At 66.2% G+C, this 16,251-nt stretch carries 14 protein-coding genes; 8 read left to right on the top strand and 6 right to left on the bottom strand.

Features of this window, described 5'->3' with window-relative positions; genetic code table 11:
• Window positions 1-41 precede the first annotated feature (41 nt).
• The 3 genes from BMI01S_RS15810 to BMI01S_RS15800 all read left to right on the top strand — a co-directional run bounded on the left by BMI01S_RS15810 (window position 42) and on the right by BMI01S_RS15800 (window position 4,387).
• Window positions 42-1,289: an AAA family ATPase gene (locus tag BMI01S_RS15810; RefSeq protein ID WP_028231021.1), complete on the top strand. Its 1,248-nt coding sequence runs from the start codon at window positions 42-44 to the stop codon at window positions 1,287-1,289.
• A 14-nt stretch (window positions 1,290-1,303) separates the two neighbouring features.
• Entirely contained in the window at window positions 1,304-3,142 is a 1,839-nt protein-coding gene (locus BMI01S_RS15805) for a cobaltochelatase CobT-related protein (RefSeq protein WP_244145352.1), read from the top strand.
• 111 nt (window positions 3,143-3,253) lie between these two features.
• Complete coding sequence (locus BMI01S_RS15800; protein ID WP_028231019.1) at window positions 3,254-4,387, top strand: J domain-containing protein; 1,134 nt, start codon at window positions 3,254-3,256, stop codon at window positions 4,385-4,387.
• 24 nt (window positions 4,388-4,411) lie between these two features.
• On the opposite strand, the gene BMI01S_RS15795 is transcribed toward BMI01S_RS15800, so the two are convergent.
• Together BMI01S_RS15795 and BMI01S_RS15790 are read right to left on the bottom strand one after the other, a co-directional pair.
• Window positions 4,412-4,753 carry a DHCW motif cupin fold protein gene (locus tag BMI01S_RS15795; protein ID WP_028212782.1) on the bottom strand — a complete coding sequence of 114 codons (342 nt, stop codon included), beginning with the start codon at window positions 4,751-4,753 and terminating at the stop codon, window positions 4,412-4,414.
• A 190-nt stretch (window positions 4,754-4,943) separates the two neighbouring features.
• Window positions 4,944-5,666, bottom strand: coding sequence for a glycine zipper 2TM domain-containing protein (locus BMI01S_RS15790; RefSeq protein ID WP_028212781.1), 723 nt, complete (start codon window positions 5,664-5,666; stop codon window positions 4,944-4,946).
• A 361-nt stretch (window positions 5,667-6,027) separates the two neighbouring features.
• Here BMI01S_RS15790 and BMI01S_RS15785 point away from each other — a divergent pair, with 361 nt between their 5' ends.
• Entirely contained in the window at window positions 6,028-6,471 is a 444-nt protein-coding gene (locus BMI01S_RS15785; RefSeq protein ID WP_036019448.1) for a hypothetical protein, read from the top strand.
• 71 nt (window positions 6,472-6,542) lie between these two features.
• On the opposite strand, the gene BMI01S_RS15780 is transcribed toward BMI01S_RS15785, so the two are convergent.
• On the bottom strand, window positions 6,543-6,794 hold the full coding sequence (locus BMI01S_RS15780; RefSeq protein WP_028212780.1) for a hypothetical protein: 252 nt from the start codon (window positions 6,792-6,794) through the stop codon (window positions 6,543-6,545).
• 363 nt (window positions 6,795-7,157) lie between these two features.
• Here BMI01S_RS15780 and BMI01S_RS15775 point away from each other — a divergent pair, with 363 nt between their 5' ends.
• Together BMI01S_RS15775 and BMI01S_RS15770 are read left to right on the top strand one after the other, a co-directional pair.
• Window positions 7,158-7,982, top strand: coding sequence for a class I SAM-dependent methyltransferase (locus tag BMI01S_RS15775; protein ID WP_028231018.1), 825 nt, complete (start codon window positions 7,158-7,160; stop codon window positions 7,980-7,982).
• Between the two features lie 216 nt (window positions 7,983-8,198).
• Window positions 8,199-9,821, top strand: coding sequence for an AMP-binding protein (locus BMI01S_RS15770; protein WP_081723411.1), 1,623 nt, complete (start codon window positions 8,199-8,201; stop codon window positions 9,819-9,821).
• A gap of 24 nt (window positions 9,822-9,845) precedes the next feature.
• Here BMI01S_RS15770 and BMI01S_RS15765 read toward each other — a convergent pair whose 3' ends face one another.
• From BMI01S_RS15765 to BMI01S_RS15755, 3 genes are all read right to left on the bottom strand, one after another.
• Window positions 9,846-11,198: a PucR family transcriptional regulator gene (locus BMI01S_RS15765; RefSeq protein ID WP_063619597.1), complete on the bottom strand. Its 1,353-nt coding sequence runs from the start codon at window positions 11,196-11,198 to the stop codon at window positions 9,846-9,848.
• Window positions 11,199-11,305: 107 nt separating this feature from the next.
• Window positions 11,306-12,478 carry a porin gene (locus BMI01S_RS15760; protein WP_028212777.1) on the bottom strand — a complete coding sequence of 391 codons (1,173 nt, stop codon included), beginning with the start codon at window positions 12,476-12,478 and terminating at the stop codon, window positions 11,306-11,308.
• Between the two features lie 140 nt (window positions 12,479-12,618).
• Complete coding sequence (locus BMI01S_RS15755) at window positions 12,619-14,535, bottom strand: bifunctional sugar phosphate isomerase/epimerase/4-hydroxyphenylpyruvate dioxygenase family protein (RefSeq protein ID WP_036044990.1); 1,917 nt, start codon at window positions 14,533-14,535, stop codon at window positions 12,619-12,621.
• Between the two features lie 310 nt (window positions 14,536-14,845).
• Between BMI01S_RS15755 and aroQ the strand changes: the two genes are divergently transcribed.
• Window positions 14,846-15,301 carry a type II 3-dehydroquinate dehydratase gene (gene aroQ, locus BMI01S_RS15750; protein WP_028212776.1) on the top strand — a complete coding sequence of 152 codons (456 nt, stop codon included), beginning with the start codon at window positions 14,846-14,848 and terminating at the stop codon, window positions 15,299-15,301.
• Window positions 15,298-16,209: a shikimate dehydrogenase gene (locus BMI01S_RS15745; protein ID WP_036019447.1), complete on the top strand. Its 912-nt coding sequence runs from the start codon at window positions 15,298-15,300 to the stop codon at window positions 16,207-16,209. The genes aroQ and BMI01S_RS15745 overlap by 4 nt, the downstream gene beginning before the upstream one ends.
• Window positions 16,210-16,251: the final 42 nt, after the last annotated feature.

Below are 16,251 nucleotides of genomic sequence, written 5' to 3'. Positions count from 1 at the left end.
CGATTTACGGGCCGTGCGCCCGCGCCTCGCATTCCCCGCTCATGAACGCATCCGATCCTGCATGGCAAGACGAGAGCCCAGAGGACCTGCCGGGCCTGTATAGCCGCGGCGTTGGCCGCGCGCGCGAATGGTGGCGCGTCACGCCGTCGGAACGCGTGCACATGTATCGCATCGAGCACGGCCGGGGTGAGCATGACGAAGTCGACATCGACACCGTGGTCGATCTCGACAATCTCGAGGCCAAGCTCCTCAAGTGGCGCCGCGAGGGCTATGTCTGCGCAACGCAGCGCGACGAGGAAGTGCGCGCCGCGCAGGCTGGCAGTGCGTTTGCCAGCGCCTTGCGGCAGGCCGCCGCGTCGGCGCGTGCGGAACGCGCGGAGCGTGCCCTCGTGGCCGCCCGGCGCCTGCGGGGCAACGCCGCCACGGTGCGCATTGGCCGCGTGGACGTGCCGCGCGGCGAGCCGAACGCCCTGGTGCCGCGCGTGAACGCGGCCTACCTCTTCACGGAGCGCGACGACGACATCGTTCAGGACATCGTAGAAAATCGCCGCGTGATGCTGATCGGCCATACGGGCTCGGGCAAGACGAGCTTCATCGAGCAGGTGGCCGCGCGCGCGGACTACGGCGTGCTGCGCGCGAACATGAACGGCCAGACGACGATCAGCGATTTCGTTGGCTTCTGGACCGTCAAGGGTGGCGAGACGATCTGGATAGACGGCGTGCTGCCCGTGGCGATGCGCGAGGGCTATTGGCTCATCGTCGACGAACTCGATTTCGCCGAGCCGTCCATCCTTGCCGTGCTCACCGCCGTTCTCGAACCGAGCGGTCGCCTGCTGCTCAAGGAGCGCGGCAACGAGATCGTCGAGGCGCATCCGTCGTTCCGTCTTTTTGCCACCGCGAACGCGGCGGGCGCGATGAGCGCATATCGCCATCTGTACCAGGGCGCGAATCTGCTCAACGAAGCGTTTCTCGACCGCTGGCGCGTCTACGTCTTCGATTATCTCCCAGTTGAAGAGGAGACCGAAGTATTGCTGCGCACGCTGCCTCGGCTCACGCAGCCGCTTGCGCAGACGCTCGCGGCCATCGCCGCCGACTGCCGCGCGGCGTTCGCGCGTGAAGACCTGGCGAGCGCATTTTCCACACGACGACTCATCGACTGGGCCGAGCTGATGTTGCGCACGGGCGATCTCGAACGCGCGGCGAGCCCGGCGATCTACGCGAAGGTGAGCGCGGACGATGCGGCGCTGATCCGCAGCATCATCCGTCATCACGTGATCCTGGACGCATGAACGCGGAGGCAGCCGTGTCCGTCGTGTCCGCTTCTCGCGCCGGAATAGAAGGCTTGATCGCGAGCGGCGACCCTGAAGGCGCGTTCGGCCGGCTCGCACGCGTGCTCGCCGGCGATGCACGTGTGAGCGTGGCGTTCGGCGCGGGCGAGCCGCGCGTGGAAGGCGAGCGCTTCGTGCTGCCCGCACGCGTGGCTGACACCGCAGCGAGCGAGCCCGCGGCGCAGACCTCACTCCTTGGCGCGCTCGATCTGCTGGCCGCGCGCCATCGCTACAGCGATGCAGCGCGCCTCGATACGCCGCAGGCTGGTGTGACGGGGCGCATCGCCCAGGCCATCGAGGACCGCCGCGTGCTCGCGCAACTCGCTTTGGCTTACCCTGGCGCGCCGCGCTATGCGACAGGCTGGCGCGCATGGCGGAGCGAGGCTGTCGCGCGCCGCTGGGCGTCGCTGGCCTGGCGCGAGCGGCTCACCTGGGCGATCGAGCGCACGCTATGGGAGCACGCGGACAAAGCGGACGAAGTGGACAAAGCGAACGAAGCGCCGGGCGTCGCGCAGCGTGATGCAGACGCGCTCGCCGCCGCCTTGCGCGCGATCGACGGCCCGCTCGCCGCGGCGCGCGCGAGTCGATCGACGCAGGCCAGCATGCGTGCCGCCGTGGCGATCGTGGCGGCCGTGCGATCGCTCGCGTCGCGCGGCGCGAACAACATGATGCAGACGGCCGGTCCAGTCGAAGGGCTCGATGACGAAGCGGCGCGGCTCGCGCAAGTCATGGAGGAATTCGGCGCTCAGGACGAAGTCGAGCCGCCAGGCGGCGCGGCCGAAGCCGACCACGCTCGCAACGGTGCCGAATATGCGCTGGCGCATGCATCGACCGACTCGGACTCCGCGGCCGGCGAGTCGTTTTCCGAAGCCGACGCGCCGCATGCCGCTGCGCCAGCCGCGCGCGGCGCGGCCCACGCACGCCCGCGCCTGTCGATCCCGCTCACCACGGCCTTCGACGTCGTCACCGACCTCACCGGCCGCGGCGACGCCACCGCGTGGCGCAAGCTGCGTGCGCTGGCGCGCGCGGAGACCGGCGCGCTCAAGGCCCACCTCGAACGCGTGCTCGAGGCCGACGAGCTGACTCACTGGAAGCGCGAACAGGAGCGCGGCATGATCGATCGCGCGGCGCTCTCGCGCCTTGCCGCCTCGCGCGGCTACCGTACGCCGTTTCGCGTGGCGCGTCATGCGAGCGGGCGCGATACGGTCGTCATGCTGCTGCTCGGCCTGAGCGGCTCGATGGCGGGGCGCAAGATCGAGCTTGCGCGCCTGTGCGCGGCGGCGCTGGCCGACGCGCTCACGCAACTGACGTTCGATTCCGAAGTGCTCGGCTACAGCTCGATCGAAGCGCCCGAAATGCGGGCGCACTACGAGCGCGAACGCGCGGCGGGCACGGATCTGCGCGCCTGTAACCGTTTCGTCGAGCGGCTGGATTTGCGCGTGTTCAAGCGCTTCGACTCGCGCGATCTGCGCGGGCTCGCCGCCATCGAATGTGGCCACGAGAACCCCGACGGCGAAGCGCTCGCCTGGGCAGCCGCGCGGCTCGCTGCGCGCAAGGCGCGGCGGCGGCTCCTGTTCGTGCTCTCGGACGGCTATCCATCGACGGGCGACGGCGACCCGGCCGTGCTGCGCAGCGACCTGCTCGCGCGCGTGCAGACGGCGAAGGAGCAGGGCATTGAAATCGTCGGCATCGGCATTCTCGACGATGCGGTCGAGGCCTTCTATCCGAACGCCGTGGTCGTGCGCAAGCTCCACGAGCTGCCGGCGACCGCGTTCGCGGCGTTGAGCCGTTTGCTGGCGAACCGGCCTTGTTGAACGCACGGGTGCGTCGGCGCACGGCGGTTTTCTTGCCGGACCCGGCGCGTTGCACTAATTTGAGAAAGGCGGCGTCGCAAGCCGCCCTCCGTCAACGAATCCAGCAAGGTCATGCCCGGCCGCGACTACCGACCCGTGGATTACGACCGCCTCTACTACCGGCTCGACCTGGAGCCGGGCGCGAGCGAGGCGGACGTCAAGCACCGCTATCGCCATCTCGCGCAGATTCTGCATCCCGACAAATGGCGGCATCCCACGGCCGCCTCGATGCGCTGGGCCGACGAGCAGTTCAAACGCGTGAAGGAGGCTCGCGAGCTGCTGGAGGCGTACTGGTCCGTGCACCATGCACCGCCGGTGAGCCGCTCGGCGCTGAGCGTCGCGCAGGCCGATCAACTGCACGCGCAGATGCAATCGCTGGTGGCGCAACGCGAGCGCGTGCGCGCCGAACTCGATGGACTGCGCGCCGAGCGCACGCGCACGCTCGAGGATATCCGGCGCATGAAGGCCGAGCGAGACGCGCTGCACGGCGAACTCGCGGCGATGCGCGACAAGGAGCACGAGGCCCGCGAGGCGCACGAGGCGCAGGCCGAACCCCCGTCAGAGGCCGTTGACATGTCCTCACATCCCGGCGGCATGCGCGAGTTCCTGTTCGCCAGGCTCGACGATCCGTCGCGCGGCTGGCTCCTCACGCTCTCCGCGAGCGTCTTCGTCTGCATCGTCGTTTTCGTCGTCGCACATCTGGTCGTGGGCTTGCTGCTCGCGCCGCTCGCGCGCTTCGAGGCCGGGCGATGGCTCGCGCATGTGTTGCAGTGGGGTCTGGTGGCGGCCGGACTGGTGCTGGCGTTCGGTTGGGGCTGGTCGCAGCGCACGCTATACCGCGCGGGGCGGGCGGGCAGCGAGCATCCGGTGGCTTTGCCTGCCGATGAAACACGCCGGCGCGTGAACGCGGCGTTGCGCTACGAAACGCACTATGGCGTCGAGTGGAGCGTTGAATCGTGCGAGGCCGCCCCCGACGACTCGCACTTCGCCTTGCGCGCCACGATGCGGTTCTCGCCTGGCTCGCACGCGGCCACGCGGCGCCACACCGTCACGTTTCGCTGCCAGGCGCGCCGGTCCGGGGCCGCGCAAACCGCGCTCGCGTATGACTTCTCGGTGGCGGCGCCCACCTGGTGGCTCGTTCCCGCGGCGCGCGTGGTGCGCGATCTGCGCAAGCGCCTCGACGCCGATCTCGGCGCGCTGCGCTAAAGCGGCGCTTGCGCCCGCCCGTCTTCAATCGACTACGAAAAGCCTGGCGCCGGTGCGCGTGTACGACTGGTGCGCCTCGGCGTCGTCGCCCACCTGGTAGCTCATGCCCGGCGTGAGCACGAACTTGCGCCCGTCGTCGAGCGTGGTTTCGAGTTCGCCTTCGAGGCAGAACAGAATGTGCCCCTTCTTGCACCAGTGATCCGCGAGGTAGCCCGGCGAGTATTCGACCATGCGCACGCGAATCGGATTGGCCTCGCTTCCGAAAAAGCGGGTGCGCCAGATGGCCGTGCCCGTTTCACCCTTATGTTGAGTGGGCCCGACACTCGCCCAGTCGGTCGTTCCAAAGCGGAACGGTTCCATTTTCATGCGGTTTTCTCCTTGCTTTGAGTGTTGGGCGGACGGCGGCGGAGCGTCGTTACAGATCTTCATCCACCGCCCGCTCTTTATTCCGCGCGCTTCATATCGTCAGGCAGCTCGAGCAGATGGTGCAGGTCATGTCGTGCGCCTGAGCGACACAACGCCGAAGCAAGGCTCACGTTCGCGTGAAGGTGATGGGTTACGACGCGCTCAGGGTGTCACCCGAGACATGAACGCGCTCGCCGACCTGGACCGCTGGTTGCGTCGAATAGTTGAAGTTCCGGTAGCTGCCGTCCTGCATCCTGACCTGCACCTGGTAGCTCGTCGCCTTGCGTACGGCATGCTCGATGCCATTGCCTGCAAGGCCGCCGGCGACGGCGCCACCGATCGTTGCCAGCACGCGACCGCGTCCTCCGCCGACCTGATTTCCCAGCAGCCCACCGGCGACTGCGCCGCCCACGGCCCCGAGACCCGTTGTCGGCTCGGGCTCCTGGACCGTATTGACGGCAACGACTTCGCCGGCGTTCGGGTCAACGGCGGCGGGTCTCGGTGCGGGTTGCGCATACGGCCGATCTGCATCGTTGTTCGCATACCTCTTGGGTTGCTCGACTGGCGCGCTATGGTGATGATGGACGCGTGGCTGGGCGGGGGCTTCCTCCCGGGTCACGCGCTGCTCCATGTTCGGTTGCGGCGAAGCGACCGGTGCGCTGGCTATTTGCGTAGTGGCCGCTGCGCCCGCGCCTGGTTCGGCGACCGGAACGGCTTGCGTCGGGGGGACCGTCACGGCTCGGGACGTCGGAAGAATGCCCGTCATCGCCGCAATCCCTGTAGCGCTGGCGAGGATGACCGCCACGGCTGCGCCGGCAACCAAAGGGTGGATGCGGCTACGCTGCTCTGAACCGGAAGAGAGATTGGTGCTCATGTCGTGCTCCGTTGATGGGTGTGAGCAAGAACGCCGCAGCCGGCATCGCGGTGCACCGGAACAATGTGAGATTTGTAAGCACTTGTAGTGCGCTAAGAAGCGTGCAAGCGAGTGTGTCGACCGTCTCGTCATCGCGCCCGAACGTTGGTCCCCACTCAAGGTGCAAGCGCGAATTCCTTGCCACCGGCGCCGGTTGAATGTGCGCTTCCGAACAGTTTCGTGCTATTCAGACGATTCAAATAGCGAAGCCGACAAGAAGCAGCAAGACCGCCTCTGCTTTCTTATGGTGCCTACAGGACTGTGGATGGCGTTGGCCCCCACAAGCGCACGTGTGCGGCCTGCAACGATTTCAGGAGGTTTCATGACTTCTACGGCGCCGGAAAACGGAGCCGCGTGGCCTATGTTTCTCCTCGGCTGGATGAAGGAGATTGCTGACTCCTTTTGCTACGCGCCCAAGCAGCTTCAGCAAGCTATCAACCCGTGGACGTTCAACGGCCTCGTGATCAACGAGAAAAATTCCGGCAATCCGGCGGCCGAGCGGGCGATTGTGAGCCAGGTCAGCTACGGACAGCAATTGGGCCGCATCGAGGACGTTGTTGAAGCAATCATCAAGCAGGCTCCTGCAAGCGATAAAGCGTTTGATGACTTCGCGAAGATGCGGCAAAAGATTGCTGACATCAAGAGGGACAGTCGAAAAGAGCGATTCGAGGCCGTTTTGACGGACCTCAAGCAGATGAAGCTGGACGACAATCCCGGGTTCACGGCCTGCATGGAGAGCATTCAAGCGTTGGTGCGCGAGAAGTAGAAGGCGTTTTGAAGCATGCCACGAACGAATGGCGTGCTGGCTCATAATCTTGCCGTCCGGCGCAGCGAGCTTTAACCGTATGTGCCAGTGCGTTGCACACGCTGCTGTGTCGCGTCCGCCACGGGCGGAAACACGTTCCAGTAACCGTCGTCATGCAGGAAGAAGAACAGCGCGTGCAGCCCCGTCGGCAGACAGGTCTCCACGCACGCATAGCGGGTTCCGCCCCACCCGGTATGACCGAAGGCGGTCACGTGCACCGGCGTAGTCGGGGCGAGCCATTTCTCAACCTGGTACCGCAGTGACTGCGCCTTGATGGTTCTCATCTGCTGCTCCCCTACACCTGGTACTTGCGCCGCCCATTCGCCTGAGGTTTGCAAACGCCAACGACCGGTCGCCTTCGCGTGCGACCCTTTTTTTGCGCTGCAACCGGAACTTGAGAAACCACTTTAACTATAGCGCCAAAATCAGGTGCTGCCTCGATTTTTGCAAGACAGCAACAGATACAAGCGTAGTCCAGAAGCGCTCGTCCGGCGGTGCTGGGCAAGCCTTCTTGGTGCCCTGCACCACAAAGCCGTTCTAAAGAGAAATCACCTGCCTGGATTGTTTCCCGATAGCCGGACATCGTCCTTGCGAGGAACATGAACGCTGCGCTGCATGCGCCAGGTGTCGAAAGAGTGGAGGCAAAGATGGGACCAGCAGGACCAGCCGACTTCAGCGCATTCGAGCACGAAGGTTGGGAGCGTGTCGCACAAGCCTATGACACGTACTTCAGTGATCTGACTGCCCAGTCGAACCACGCGATGCTCGAGGCGCTACGTGTCGGGCGCGGCACGCGTTTTCTCGACGTCGCATCCGGGCCTGGCTACCTCGCTGCCGCAGCGAGGCGTCGCGGTGCGGACGTCGCCGGTGTGGATTTCTCGTTCGCGATGGTCGAAAAGGCGAGGCGCGTTTTTCCGGGGCTCGAATTCCGTATCGGCGACGCGGAGGATCTGCCGTTTCCCGACGAAAGCTTTGATGCAGTGGGCGTCAGTTTCGGGATGGAGCATTTTCAGCATCCTGAGCGCGCGCTAGCAGAGGCGTTTCGGGTCCTGCAGCCAGGCGGCAGCATTGCTTTTACGGTCTGCGCAGCGCCAGAGAAAGCCGTCGGCATCGGCATGGTGTTAAAGGCCATCGAGAAGCACGGGACGACCGATGTGCCCGTTCCACCGGGGCCTCCTTTCTTCCGGTTCAGCGATTGGGGGGAATCAAGGCACGCATTGCTCGAAGCCGGGTTCGTCCAGCCGGAAGTGCGGGAGATGGACCAGACTCTGGTGCTACATGCGCCGGATACGCCGTTTCACGCGCTCGTGCGTGGCGGCGTCCGGTTCGCCGCGATGCTGCACGCGCAAACGCCGGCCGCGCTGGCATCGATCGAACAGGCCGTCGCCCACGATGCGCAGGCGTATCTGACCGATGCCGGGGAACTGCGGGTTCCCATGTGCTGCGTGCTGGCTTGCGCAGTCAAGGCTTAGTCGCAAGCTGGTTTGCCGGACGGTCTGGGTAGACCTCTTGAACGAAGCGTCCACGCGAGACAATGCGCATACCGGTCACGCTCGCGCCCCGCGTACTTTGTGACTTTTCACAATGACCTTATCCGCTTTCCCAGTTCTCCAGGCGCGTGCAACGCCGTAGCATGGGCATGAAACGCGGCGCCGGGCCAGCAAACCCGATAGCGGCCAAACTAATTCATGGAGACGAACGTGTTGAATGCCCCCTGGCTCGCCAGCTACGGCGATATCCCCGCCACCATCGATCCCGATCTGCATCCATCGCTCGCGCATCTGTTCGAAAGCGCGATGCGCGAGCACGCGCAGCGGCCCGCTTTGCGCGCGGGCGGACAGACGCTGAGCTACGCCGACGTCGATCGCCTCTCGAGCGATTTCGCCGCCTGGCTTCAGCATGCGGGCGTGAAGAAGGGCGACCGCGTCGCCGTGATGTTGCCGAACGTGCTGGCGTTTCCCATTGCGCTCATCGGCATCGTGCGGGCCGGCGCGGTGCAGGTGAACGTGAATCCGCTGTATACGCCGCGCGAGCTTCAGCACCAGCTGGTGGACTCGGGCGCGCAAACGCTCGTGGTGTTCGAAGGCGCACTGCCCACGTTCGCGTCGATCCAGGCGAATACGGCGGTCAAGACCGTGCTGAGCGTCGGTGCAGCCGATTGCACGAGCGCGGGCGGCGAGCACGCGCCGCAGTCCGGATCGTTCGCGGCGGCGCTCGCGCAAGGCGCTGCGCTGCCGTTCGAAGCGCCCGCATTGTGCGGCGACGATCCGCTCTTCCTGCAATACACGGGCGGCACGACCGGGCTTTCCAAGGGCGCGCTGCTCACGCATCGCAACCTCGTCGCCAACGTCGAGCAGTTCAAGACCTTCATGCCGGGCTTCATGACGCCGGGCGAGGAGGTGGTCGTGACGGCGCTGCCGCTCTATCACATCTTCGCGCTCACGGTGAACCTCATCGTCTATTTCTCGATCGGCGCGGAGAACTGGCTCGTTGCCAACGCGCGCGATCTCGACGGCCTCATCGACGTCTTCAAGGCCGCGCGCCCCACGAGCTTCATGGGCGTGAATACGCTCTATGCGGGGCTTGTTGCGCATCCGCGCATCGGCGAGGTCGATTTTTCGCGCCTGCGGCTCGCAGGCGGTGGTGGCGCGGCCATCATTCCCACGGTTTCGGCCCGCTGGCAGGAGATTACCGGCGGCTTCATCCGCGAGGGCTACGGACTTTCGGAGACGAGTCCCGTGCTGTCGTTCAACCCCGCGAGCGTCGACCGCTTCACGGGCACGACGGGGCTGCCGGTGCCGTCCACGCACGTGAAGCTGATCAACGAAGGCGTGGAGGCAGCGCCCGGCGAGGCGGGCGAGATCTGCGTGAAGGGACCGCAGGTGATGCAAGGCTACTGGAACCAGCCCGAGGCCACGCGCGCGGCTTTTACGGAAGACGGTTACTTTCGCACCGGCGACGTGGGCATGTTCGACGAGCGCGGCTTTCTGCGCATCGTCGATCGATCGAAGGACATGATCCTCGTTTCGGGCTTCAACGTGTACCCGAACGAAATCGAGGCGGTCGTGACCGCGCTGCCGGGCGTGGCCGAGTGCGCGTGCGTGGGCGTGGCCGACGAGCGCAGCGGCGAGGCCGTGCGTGTGTTCGTGGTGCCCGCGCGCGAGGCGGTGCTGAGCGAGCAGGACGTGATCGCGCATTGCCGCGCCCAGCTCGCGGCGTACAAGGTGCCGCGCGTGGTGAGCTTCGTCGAGGCGCTGCCGAAGTCCAACGTGGGCAAGATTCTGCGCCGGGAGTTACGCGACGCGGGCTAACGTGAGCGCAGCGCGCCGCATCGTTCAGCGTGCCGCGCGCTTCGCTTTCTTCGCCGCGACGCGCCCCTTCTCCTTCTTCCTTGCATCGCGCTCCGAGCCCTGTGTCGCGCCGCGCAGCTTGAGCGCGATATCCAGCCTCGCAATCCAGTGGGCATTGTCGAGCTTCGCGCCGAGCAGGGTTTCGATACGCTCCAGCCGATAATCGAGCGTGTTCGGATGCACGCCTAACGCCTCGGCCGTCTGGCGCCGGCGCTGCCCGCTCGCGAACCACGCTTCGAGCGTGGCGAGCAGGTCCGCCTCCGTCGCCAGTTGCTCGGCTAGCGAGACGAGATAGCGCAGCACATTGGCGCTGCTGCGCACGCTTTCTTCGATGGCAATCGACGAAAACCGGTGCACGCGCACCATGTTGCCAGCTTCGTTGCCGCTTTCGCTATCGTCGTCCGCGCCGCTGCCGCGCGGCGCGAAGTCCACGGCCTTGAGCGCTTCTTCCACCGAGGCCGCCCAGCCGTGCGCGCCTTCGTTCATGAGCCCGATGCCGATGCTGCGCACGCGCGGCTCGGCACGCGCGAGCGCGGCCGCCTGCTCGGCCACGCGCTGATCGTTGCGTGTCATCGAATCGCCGCGCACGCACGGCAGCCAGAACACGAGCCGTTCGCGGTGCCACACGCGCACGAGCGCATCGGGCTTCGAATCGAAGTGACGCGCGGCGCCCAGCGCGAAGCGGTCGAGCGCATCCTCACGCACCGAGGGCGCGTGGTCGCGCAAGTCCAGATCGACGGCGAGCGCGATGCGCGGCAGCGTGGCGTCGAGGCCGAGTGCTTCGACGGTTTCGCGAAAGCGCGCGGCGTCGTCGGGGGCATGGAATACGAGGTCGTAGAGCTGCTGCAGCAGCGAGCCGCGCCAGCGCGCCTGCTGGTGCTGCTCGTCGAGATACGCCTCGGCGATATGCTCGGCCATCGCATCGAAGTAATCGAGCAGATACGGCGAAATGTCGAACAGCAACTCATGGGCGAGCGCCGGTTCGGCCTCCGCCAGTTCCGTGCAGGTGCGCCAAAGCTCGCGCGCCCCAAGACGAAATGCGCGTAGCAGCGAGCGCAACGGCACGTTCTGATGCACGCGGCGGCGCGCGAACGCTGCGATCTGGTCCATGACATCGGGGCCGGGCGGCGCGCCGTCGAGCAGGCACTGGAACCACAGGCCAGCCGAAAAAGTGATCGACGAGAAGATGTCCTTGCGGGCCGCCGCGGAAAGCACGCTATAGCCTTCGAGCGAAAGCAGCGTGTCGTAGGTGCGCTCGACAGCCCTCGGCTGGGTTCTGGCAAGCGTGCGCAGCCGGCTGCGCAGGCGGGGGCTGACGGCGGGAACGGGAGGCGGCACGGTGAGTTCGCGGGTTCGTTGAGACGATATCCGCGAGTGTACTCAGCGCCGTGCCGCGGCGTCGAGGATGTGCGGCCGGGGGCGAGCGGCCGCCTCCCAAAGGTTCATCAGAACAGCAGCGCGATGCCGGCCATGCCGACGAACTGCGAGCGCGTGGACGAAGGCGTGGCGTTCTGCGAGTCGCCCACGGCCGGGCTCGCGTTGACGATGTTGCCCGCGCCGTTCGCGCCGAGCGTCTGGCCGCCCGCGTGCTGGTACGCCTGGAGCGCGTAGAGCGTGGTGCGCTTGGAGAGGTGGTACGACTCCTTGAGCGAATACTGCTGATAGCGCGCTGCGCTCGTGATGCCGTTGGCCTGGGAAGCGAGCGTCCAGGCGAAGCCGCCGCCCACGTCGAAGGCCGGCGTGAAGCGATACACCGCAAGGGCCGCCCAGGTGTTGAAGATGGCCGTATCGTGGAAGATCGACTTGCCGCCCGCCATGTACTGGACGTTGGAGTACGACGCGCCGAGGGTCAGGCTGCCCAGCGTATAGTTGCCGGCCGCGGCGATGTGCTGGACCGCGCGCGCCGAAACGTAGCCCGTGTTCAGCGACGACTTGCCGAAACTGCCCGTGGACGAGGCGTCGAAACCGGCCGTCTGCTGTGCGTTATCCATGCGCAGGTAGGCCGCCGCCAGGCTCAGCGGGCCGCTGGAATAGCGCAGCGCGGCGCTCCACGTCTGGCCCTTTCCTGTGCTGCCCGCAATGCCGCCGAGCGCGTACATCGCGCTCGCCTGTACGCCGTACCAGATCGGCGAGGTGTACGTGGCCGAGTTGTTGATGCGTATGGTCGTGTCGAGACCGTCGATATCGCCGGGGTGCGCGCCGGTCGCGCCGGTGAGCCAGGCGCTGCCCGTGAGGGGCCCGACGAAGAGGTAATACGGCGTGTACTGGCGGCCCGCCGTGAGCGTACCCACGTTCTGGTTCTGCAGGCCCACGTAGGCCTGGCGGTTGAAGATCAGACCGCTCGACGACAGCGCGCCGCTGTTGAGATCGAAGCCGTTCTGGAGGTCGAAGATCGCGAACGTGCCGCCGCCGAGATCCTCCTTGCCTTGCAGGCCGAACTTCGACGCATACAGGTTCCCCTGGCGCAGGTAGACGTTCGAGTGACCGTTCTGGTTGTTGACGTAGGTGATAGCGTCGTCGACGGCGCCGTAAAGCGTGACGCTGCTCTGCGCGAACGCGGAGTGGGTCACAAGCGCGGCGCTAGCTGCGAGGAACGTGCCAAGGCCTGCTTTCTTCATCGTCGTGTCTCCGTTTAAATATGGACTGCTTATCTTATGCTTTATTACGCCGCATCCGTTTGGAGCGCGCTGCGGCGAGCGAAGCGCGCGAAAGCGCGCTCATTGTGCGAGAAGGGGTCTGCGGCGCGATTGCATGCGGGTCATTGCGGCGGGTCGTGGGCCTCCCTTGCAGCGAGCGCGCGCTGGCGCGCCTGCGCCGCGAGGCGCACGGCGGCGTTGGCGGCGCCGTAACCGTCGTAGCCGCCACGCCGCACCACGATTTCCAGGAAGAAGCGCTGGTCGAGCGTTTCGGTGTAGGCGTGCAGGAACTCGCCGCCGCGCTCGTCGCGGTCGTAGAGCAGGTTGTGCTCGCGCAGGGCATCGAGGAATTCAGGATCGAGCGCGTGGCGTGCGTCGAGATCGTCGTAGTAGTTCGCGGGCACGCGCAGGAGCGGCACGCCTGCCGACTCGAATTCGGTCACCGCACGGAAGATGTCGCCAGTGCTGAACGCCACGTGGTTCAGGCCGGTGCCGTGGTAGGCGCGCACGGTTTCCGCGGCGGCCGTGTGCTGGTCCACCGAGGCGTTGAGCACGACACGCAGCCCGCGGTCGCGGCTCATGAGCGCGCGGCTGCGCACGAGCCCGTACGGGTCGGGCAACAGCACGGCGGGCGTCGCTTCGAGCCCGAACACCGTCTTCAGAAACAGTACCCACGTGTCGAACGAACCCGCCGGAAGTGACAGGCTCACATGATCGATGCCCGCGATCGGGCCGACTTCGACAGGACCGTCGATCTCGGTGAGCGAGAAATCGGCTTCGAATAGCGTGGGCTCGCCGGGCTGCTCGTGAACGAAATAGTTAAGACTGCCGTCCGGCGCTTGCACGGCGGGCACCACGCGTTCATTCGGACCCACGCGGCCCGAGAACGGCTGATAGCCGAAACCGCTGGCGCGTTCGAGCGCGAGACGTGCGTCGTCCACGCGCAATGCCGAGGCGCAGAGCGAGAGCCCATGGCGCTGGAAAAAGGCATCGGCGAACGAGTCGGGCTCGGCATTGAGCACGATGGCCGCTGAACCATGCCGATAGAGCGTCACGTCCTTCGAGCGATGCTGGCCGGCGCGGCGAAAGTGCAGCTTTTCGAGCCAGTTGGCCACGTGCGCGCGCGCCGTGTCGTCCACGGCGAATTCGAGGAACTGCCACTGTGCATTCGCGGGCGCCGCGCTCGGGTTGTAGAGCGTGCTTGCCTCGATATGCCCGGCTTGTAGCGCCTCGCGCGTGAGTTCCTCGAGCAGCAGGAGCGAGCGATGACCGTCGGCGGCCGTGGCGGCGGGCGGCGCGCCGCGAAAACCGTCGTTGAAAATTTCGAGTGACAGCGGACCCGTATAACCGCTCTTCACGACCTGTGCCGTGAAGTCGGCGAGCGCGAAATCGCCCTGTCCCGGGAAGCAGCGATAGTGCCGGCTCCATTCGAGCACGTCCATCTGCATGCGCGGTGCGTCGGCGATCTGCACGAAGCCGATGCGCTCGCCCGGGATCGCGCCGATGCCGTCGGGCGCGTCGTCGAGCGAGAGCGTGTGGAAGCTGTCCAGCGCGAGCGTCAGGTTCGCATGATTGACCGTGTTGACGAGTCGCCACGCATGCCCATAAGTACGCACGTGGCGCCCCCACGCGAGCGCCTCATAGCAGATCGTCACGCCCGCTTCGCCGGCTGCGCGTGCCAGTGCGCCAAGCTGTTCGGCGGCGAGGCCGTCGTCGCAGATCGCTTCGGGCGAGACGTTGCTGCACACCAGCAAACGGTCCGTGCCCAGCTGATGCATGACATCGAACTTGCGCTTCACGCGTTCGAGGTTGCGCGCGAGGCGTTCGGGCGCGACACCCTCGAAATCGCGAAACGGCTGGTACAGCACGATATCGAGCCCGAGATCGGCGGCCATGCGGCGCACGTCGGCTGGCGAACCTTCGAAATAGAGCAGGTCGTTCTCGAAGATCTCGACTGCGTCGAAGCCGGCGGCGCGGATGGCCGCGAGCTTTTCGGCGAGTGTGCCGCTGATCGACACCGTGGCGATGGAGCGGCGCAGCGGGCGAGAGGGGACTTGGGGCGTGTTGGACATGAGTGTGACCACTACGGGGATGACTGCGGCAACGGCATTGAAAAGGGTGCGGGTCAGCGGCGCGGCGTGGCGTAGCCACTGAGCCAACCAGCGCGCTGCAGACACACTTGCCGCTGGAGTGTCCGAAGAATACGCCAAACTAACTAGTTAGTACAAATTCTCGCAAACCCCAGGGTGACCGTTGCCCCGCTTCGCGGCACACTGGCGACCATGCGGTGAGGGCATGCAAGGGTTCATCGGCATGCGCCGTGCCGGTCGTCAAACTGGAGCGTGAGTAATGGGAATGCCTTCGGTGCTGGTCCTGAACGGACCGAACCTGAATCTGCTGGGAACGCGGGAACCCGCGATCTACGGTGCGCAAACATTGGATGACGTTGCGGGCCTGTGCCGCGAAGCGGCGGCGCGTCTTGGGCTCGAGATTGATTTTCGCCAGTCGAACGCCGAGCATCAGCTGATCGACTGGCTTCATGAAGCGCGTACGCGTGTGGACGGTATCGTCATCAATCCGGCGGCTTATACGCATACGTCGGTCGCGATCGCCGATGCGCTTTCCGCCATCGCGAAGCCCGTGATCGAAGTCCATATTTCGAACGTGCACAAGCGCGAGGCGTTCCGGCACCATTCGTTTGTTTCGCCCATTGCGGAGGGCATCATCGTCGGCTGCGGCACGCAGGGGTATGTGCTCGCGCTGGAGCGCATGGCCACGCTGCTCGCGAAAAAGGTGGCGAAATGAGCGCCGGCAATTCCGCTGAAAAAAGCCCACTGGGCGCGCGCGCGAGCAAGCAGTCGTTTCTGTGCGGCCTGATCGGCTCGGGCATCGGCGCCTCGCTCACGCCCGCGATGCACGAGAAAGAGGGCCGCGAACTCGGCTTCAACTATGTTTACCGGCGCATCGATCTCGAAGCGCTCGAGCTCACGCCCGCCGCGCTGCCCGAGCTGCTGCTCGCCGCCGAGCGCATGGGCTTCGACGGCCTCAACATCACGTACCCCTGCAAGCAGGCCGTGATCGAACTGCTCGACGAACTCTCCGACGACGCCCGCGCGCTCGGCGCCGTGAACACGGTGCTCTTGCGCGACGGCAAGCGCATCGGCCACAACACCGACTGGTCGGGTTTCGCGCGCGCGTTCCGGCGCGGCTTGCCCGACGTCTCGCTCGAAGCGGTCGTGCAACTGGGTGCGGGTGGCGCGGGCGCGGCGGTCGCGCACGCGGCGCTGCAGATGGGCGCGAAGGCGCTCACGCTGTTCGACGTGGACGCGGCGCGCGCCGCGTCCCTCGCCGCCGAACTGCAGGCGCGTTTCCCGGCTGCGCGCGTGCGCGCGGGCGGTGACTTGCGAGACGTGCTCCTGCACGCCACCGGCCTGATCCACGCCACGCCGACCGGCATGGCGAAGCTGCCCGGCCTGCCGCTGCCCGCGGAGTATCTGCACGAGCGGCTGTGGGTGGCGGACATCGTCTATTTCCCGATTCGCACGGCGCTGCTCGAAGCGGCCGAGGCGCGCGGCTGCCGCACGCTGAGCGGCGGCGGGATGGCGGTGTACCAGGCAGTGGACGCGTTCCGGCTGTTCACGGGTGTCGAGCCCGACGCGGAACGCGTGTATGCGCATCTGCAGTCCATGCTGGCGGCAAACGCCGGCGAATAACAAACGAGCTTTGTATGGGCACGGAGTCTGCGTGAAAGCGCC

This window comes from Paraburkholderia mimosarum LMG 23256 = NBRC 106338, assembly GCF_000739815.1.
In the GTDB taxonomy this organism is placed as follows: domain Bacteria; phylum Pseudomonadota; class Gammaproteobacteria; order Burkholderiales; family Burkholderiaceae; genus Paraburkholderia; species Paraburkholderia mimosarum.
Note: the sequence above shows the minus strand (reverse complement) of the source record. Positions and strands in the feature narration are given on the sequence as shown.

Bases quoted from the DNA above. Each gene is read 5' to 3' on its own strand.
- BMI01S_RS15785 (WP_036019448.1), top strand. From the start codon at position 6,028: ATGACTTCTACGGCGCCGGAAAACGGAGCCGCGTGGCCTATGTTTCTC.
- BMI01S_RS15770 (WP_081723411.1), top strand. From the start codon at position 8,199: ATGGAGACGAACGTGTTGAATGCCCCCTGGCTCGCCAGCTACGGCGAT.
- BMI01S_RS15775 (WP_028231018.1), top strand. From the start codon at position 7,158: ATGGGACCAGCAGGACCAGCCGACTTCAGCGCATTCGAGCACGAAGGT.
- aroQ (WP_028212776.1), top strand. From the start codon at position 14,846: ATGGGAATGCCTTCGGTGCTGGTCCTGAACGGACCGAACCTGAATCTG.
- BMI01S_RS15745 (WP_036019447.1), top strand. From the start codon at position 15,298: ATGAGCGCCGGCAATTCCGCTGAAAAAAGCCCACTGGGCGCGCGCGCG.
- BMI01S_RS15780 (WP_028212780.1), bottom strand. From the start codon at position 6,794: ATGAGAACCATCAAGGCGCAGTCACTGCGGTACCAGGTTGAGAAATGG.
- BMI01S_RS15800 (WP_028231019.1), top strand. From the start codon at position 3,254: ATGCCCGGCCGCGACTACCGACCCGTGGATTACGACCGCCTCTACTAC.
- BMI01S_RS15795 (WP_028212782.1), bottom strand. From the start codon at position 4,753: ATGAAAATGGAACCGTTCCGCTTTGGAACGACCGACTGGGCGAGTGTC.
- BMI01S_RS15760 (WP_028212777.1), bottom strand. From the start codon at position 12,478: ATGAAGAAAGCAGGCCTTGGCACGTTCCTCGCAGCTAGCGCCGCGCTT.
- BMI01S_RS15790 (WP_028212781.1), bottom strand. From the start codon at position 5,666: ATGAGCACCAATCTCTCTTCCGGTTCAGAGCAGCGTAGCCGCATCCAC.
- BMI01S_RS15810 (WP_028231021.1), top strand. From the start codon at position 42: ATGAACGCATCCGATCCTGCATGGCAAGACGAGAGCCCAGAGGACCTG.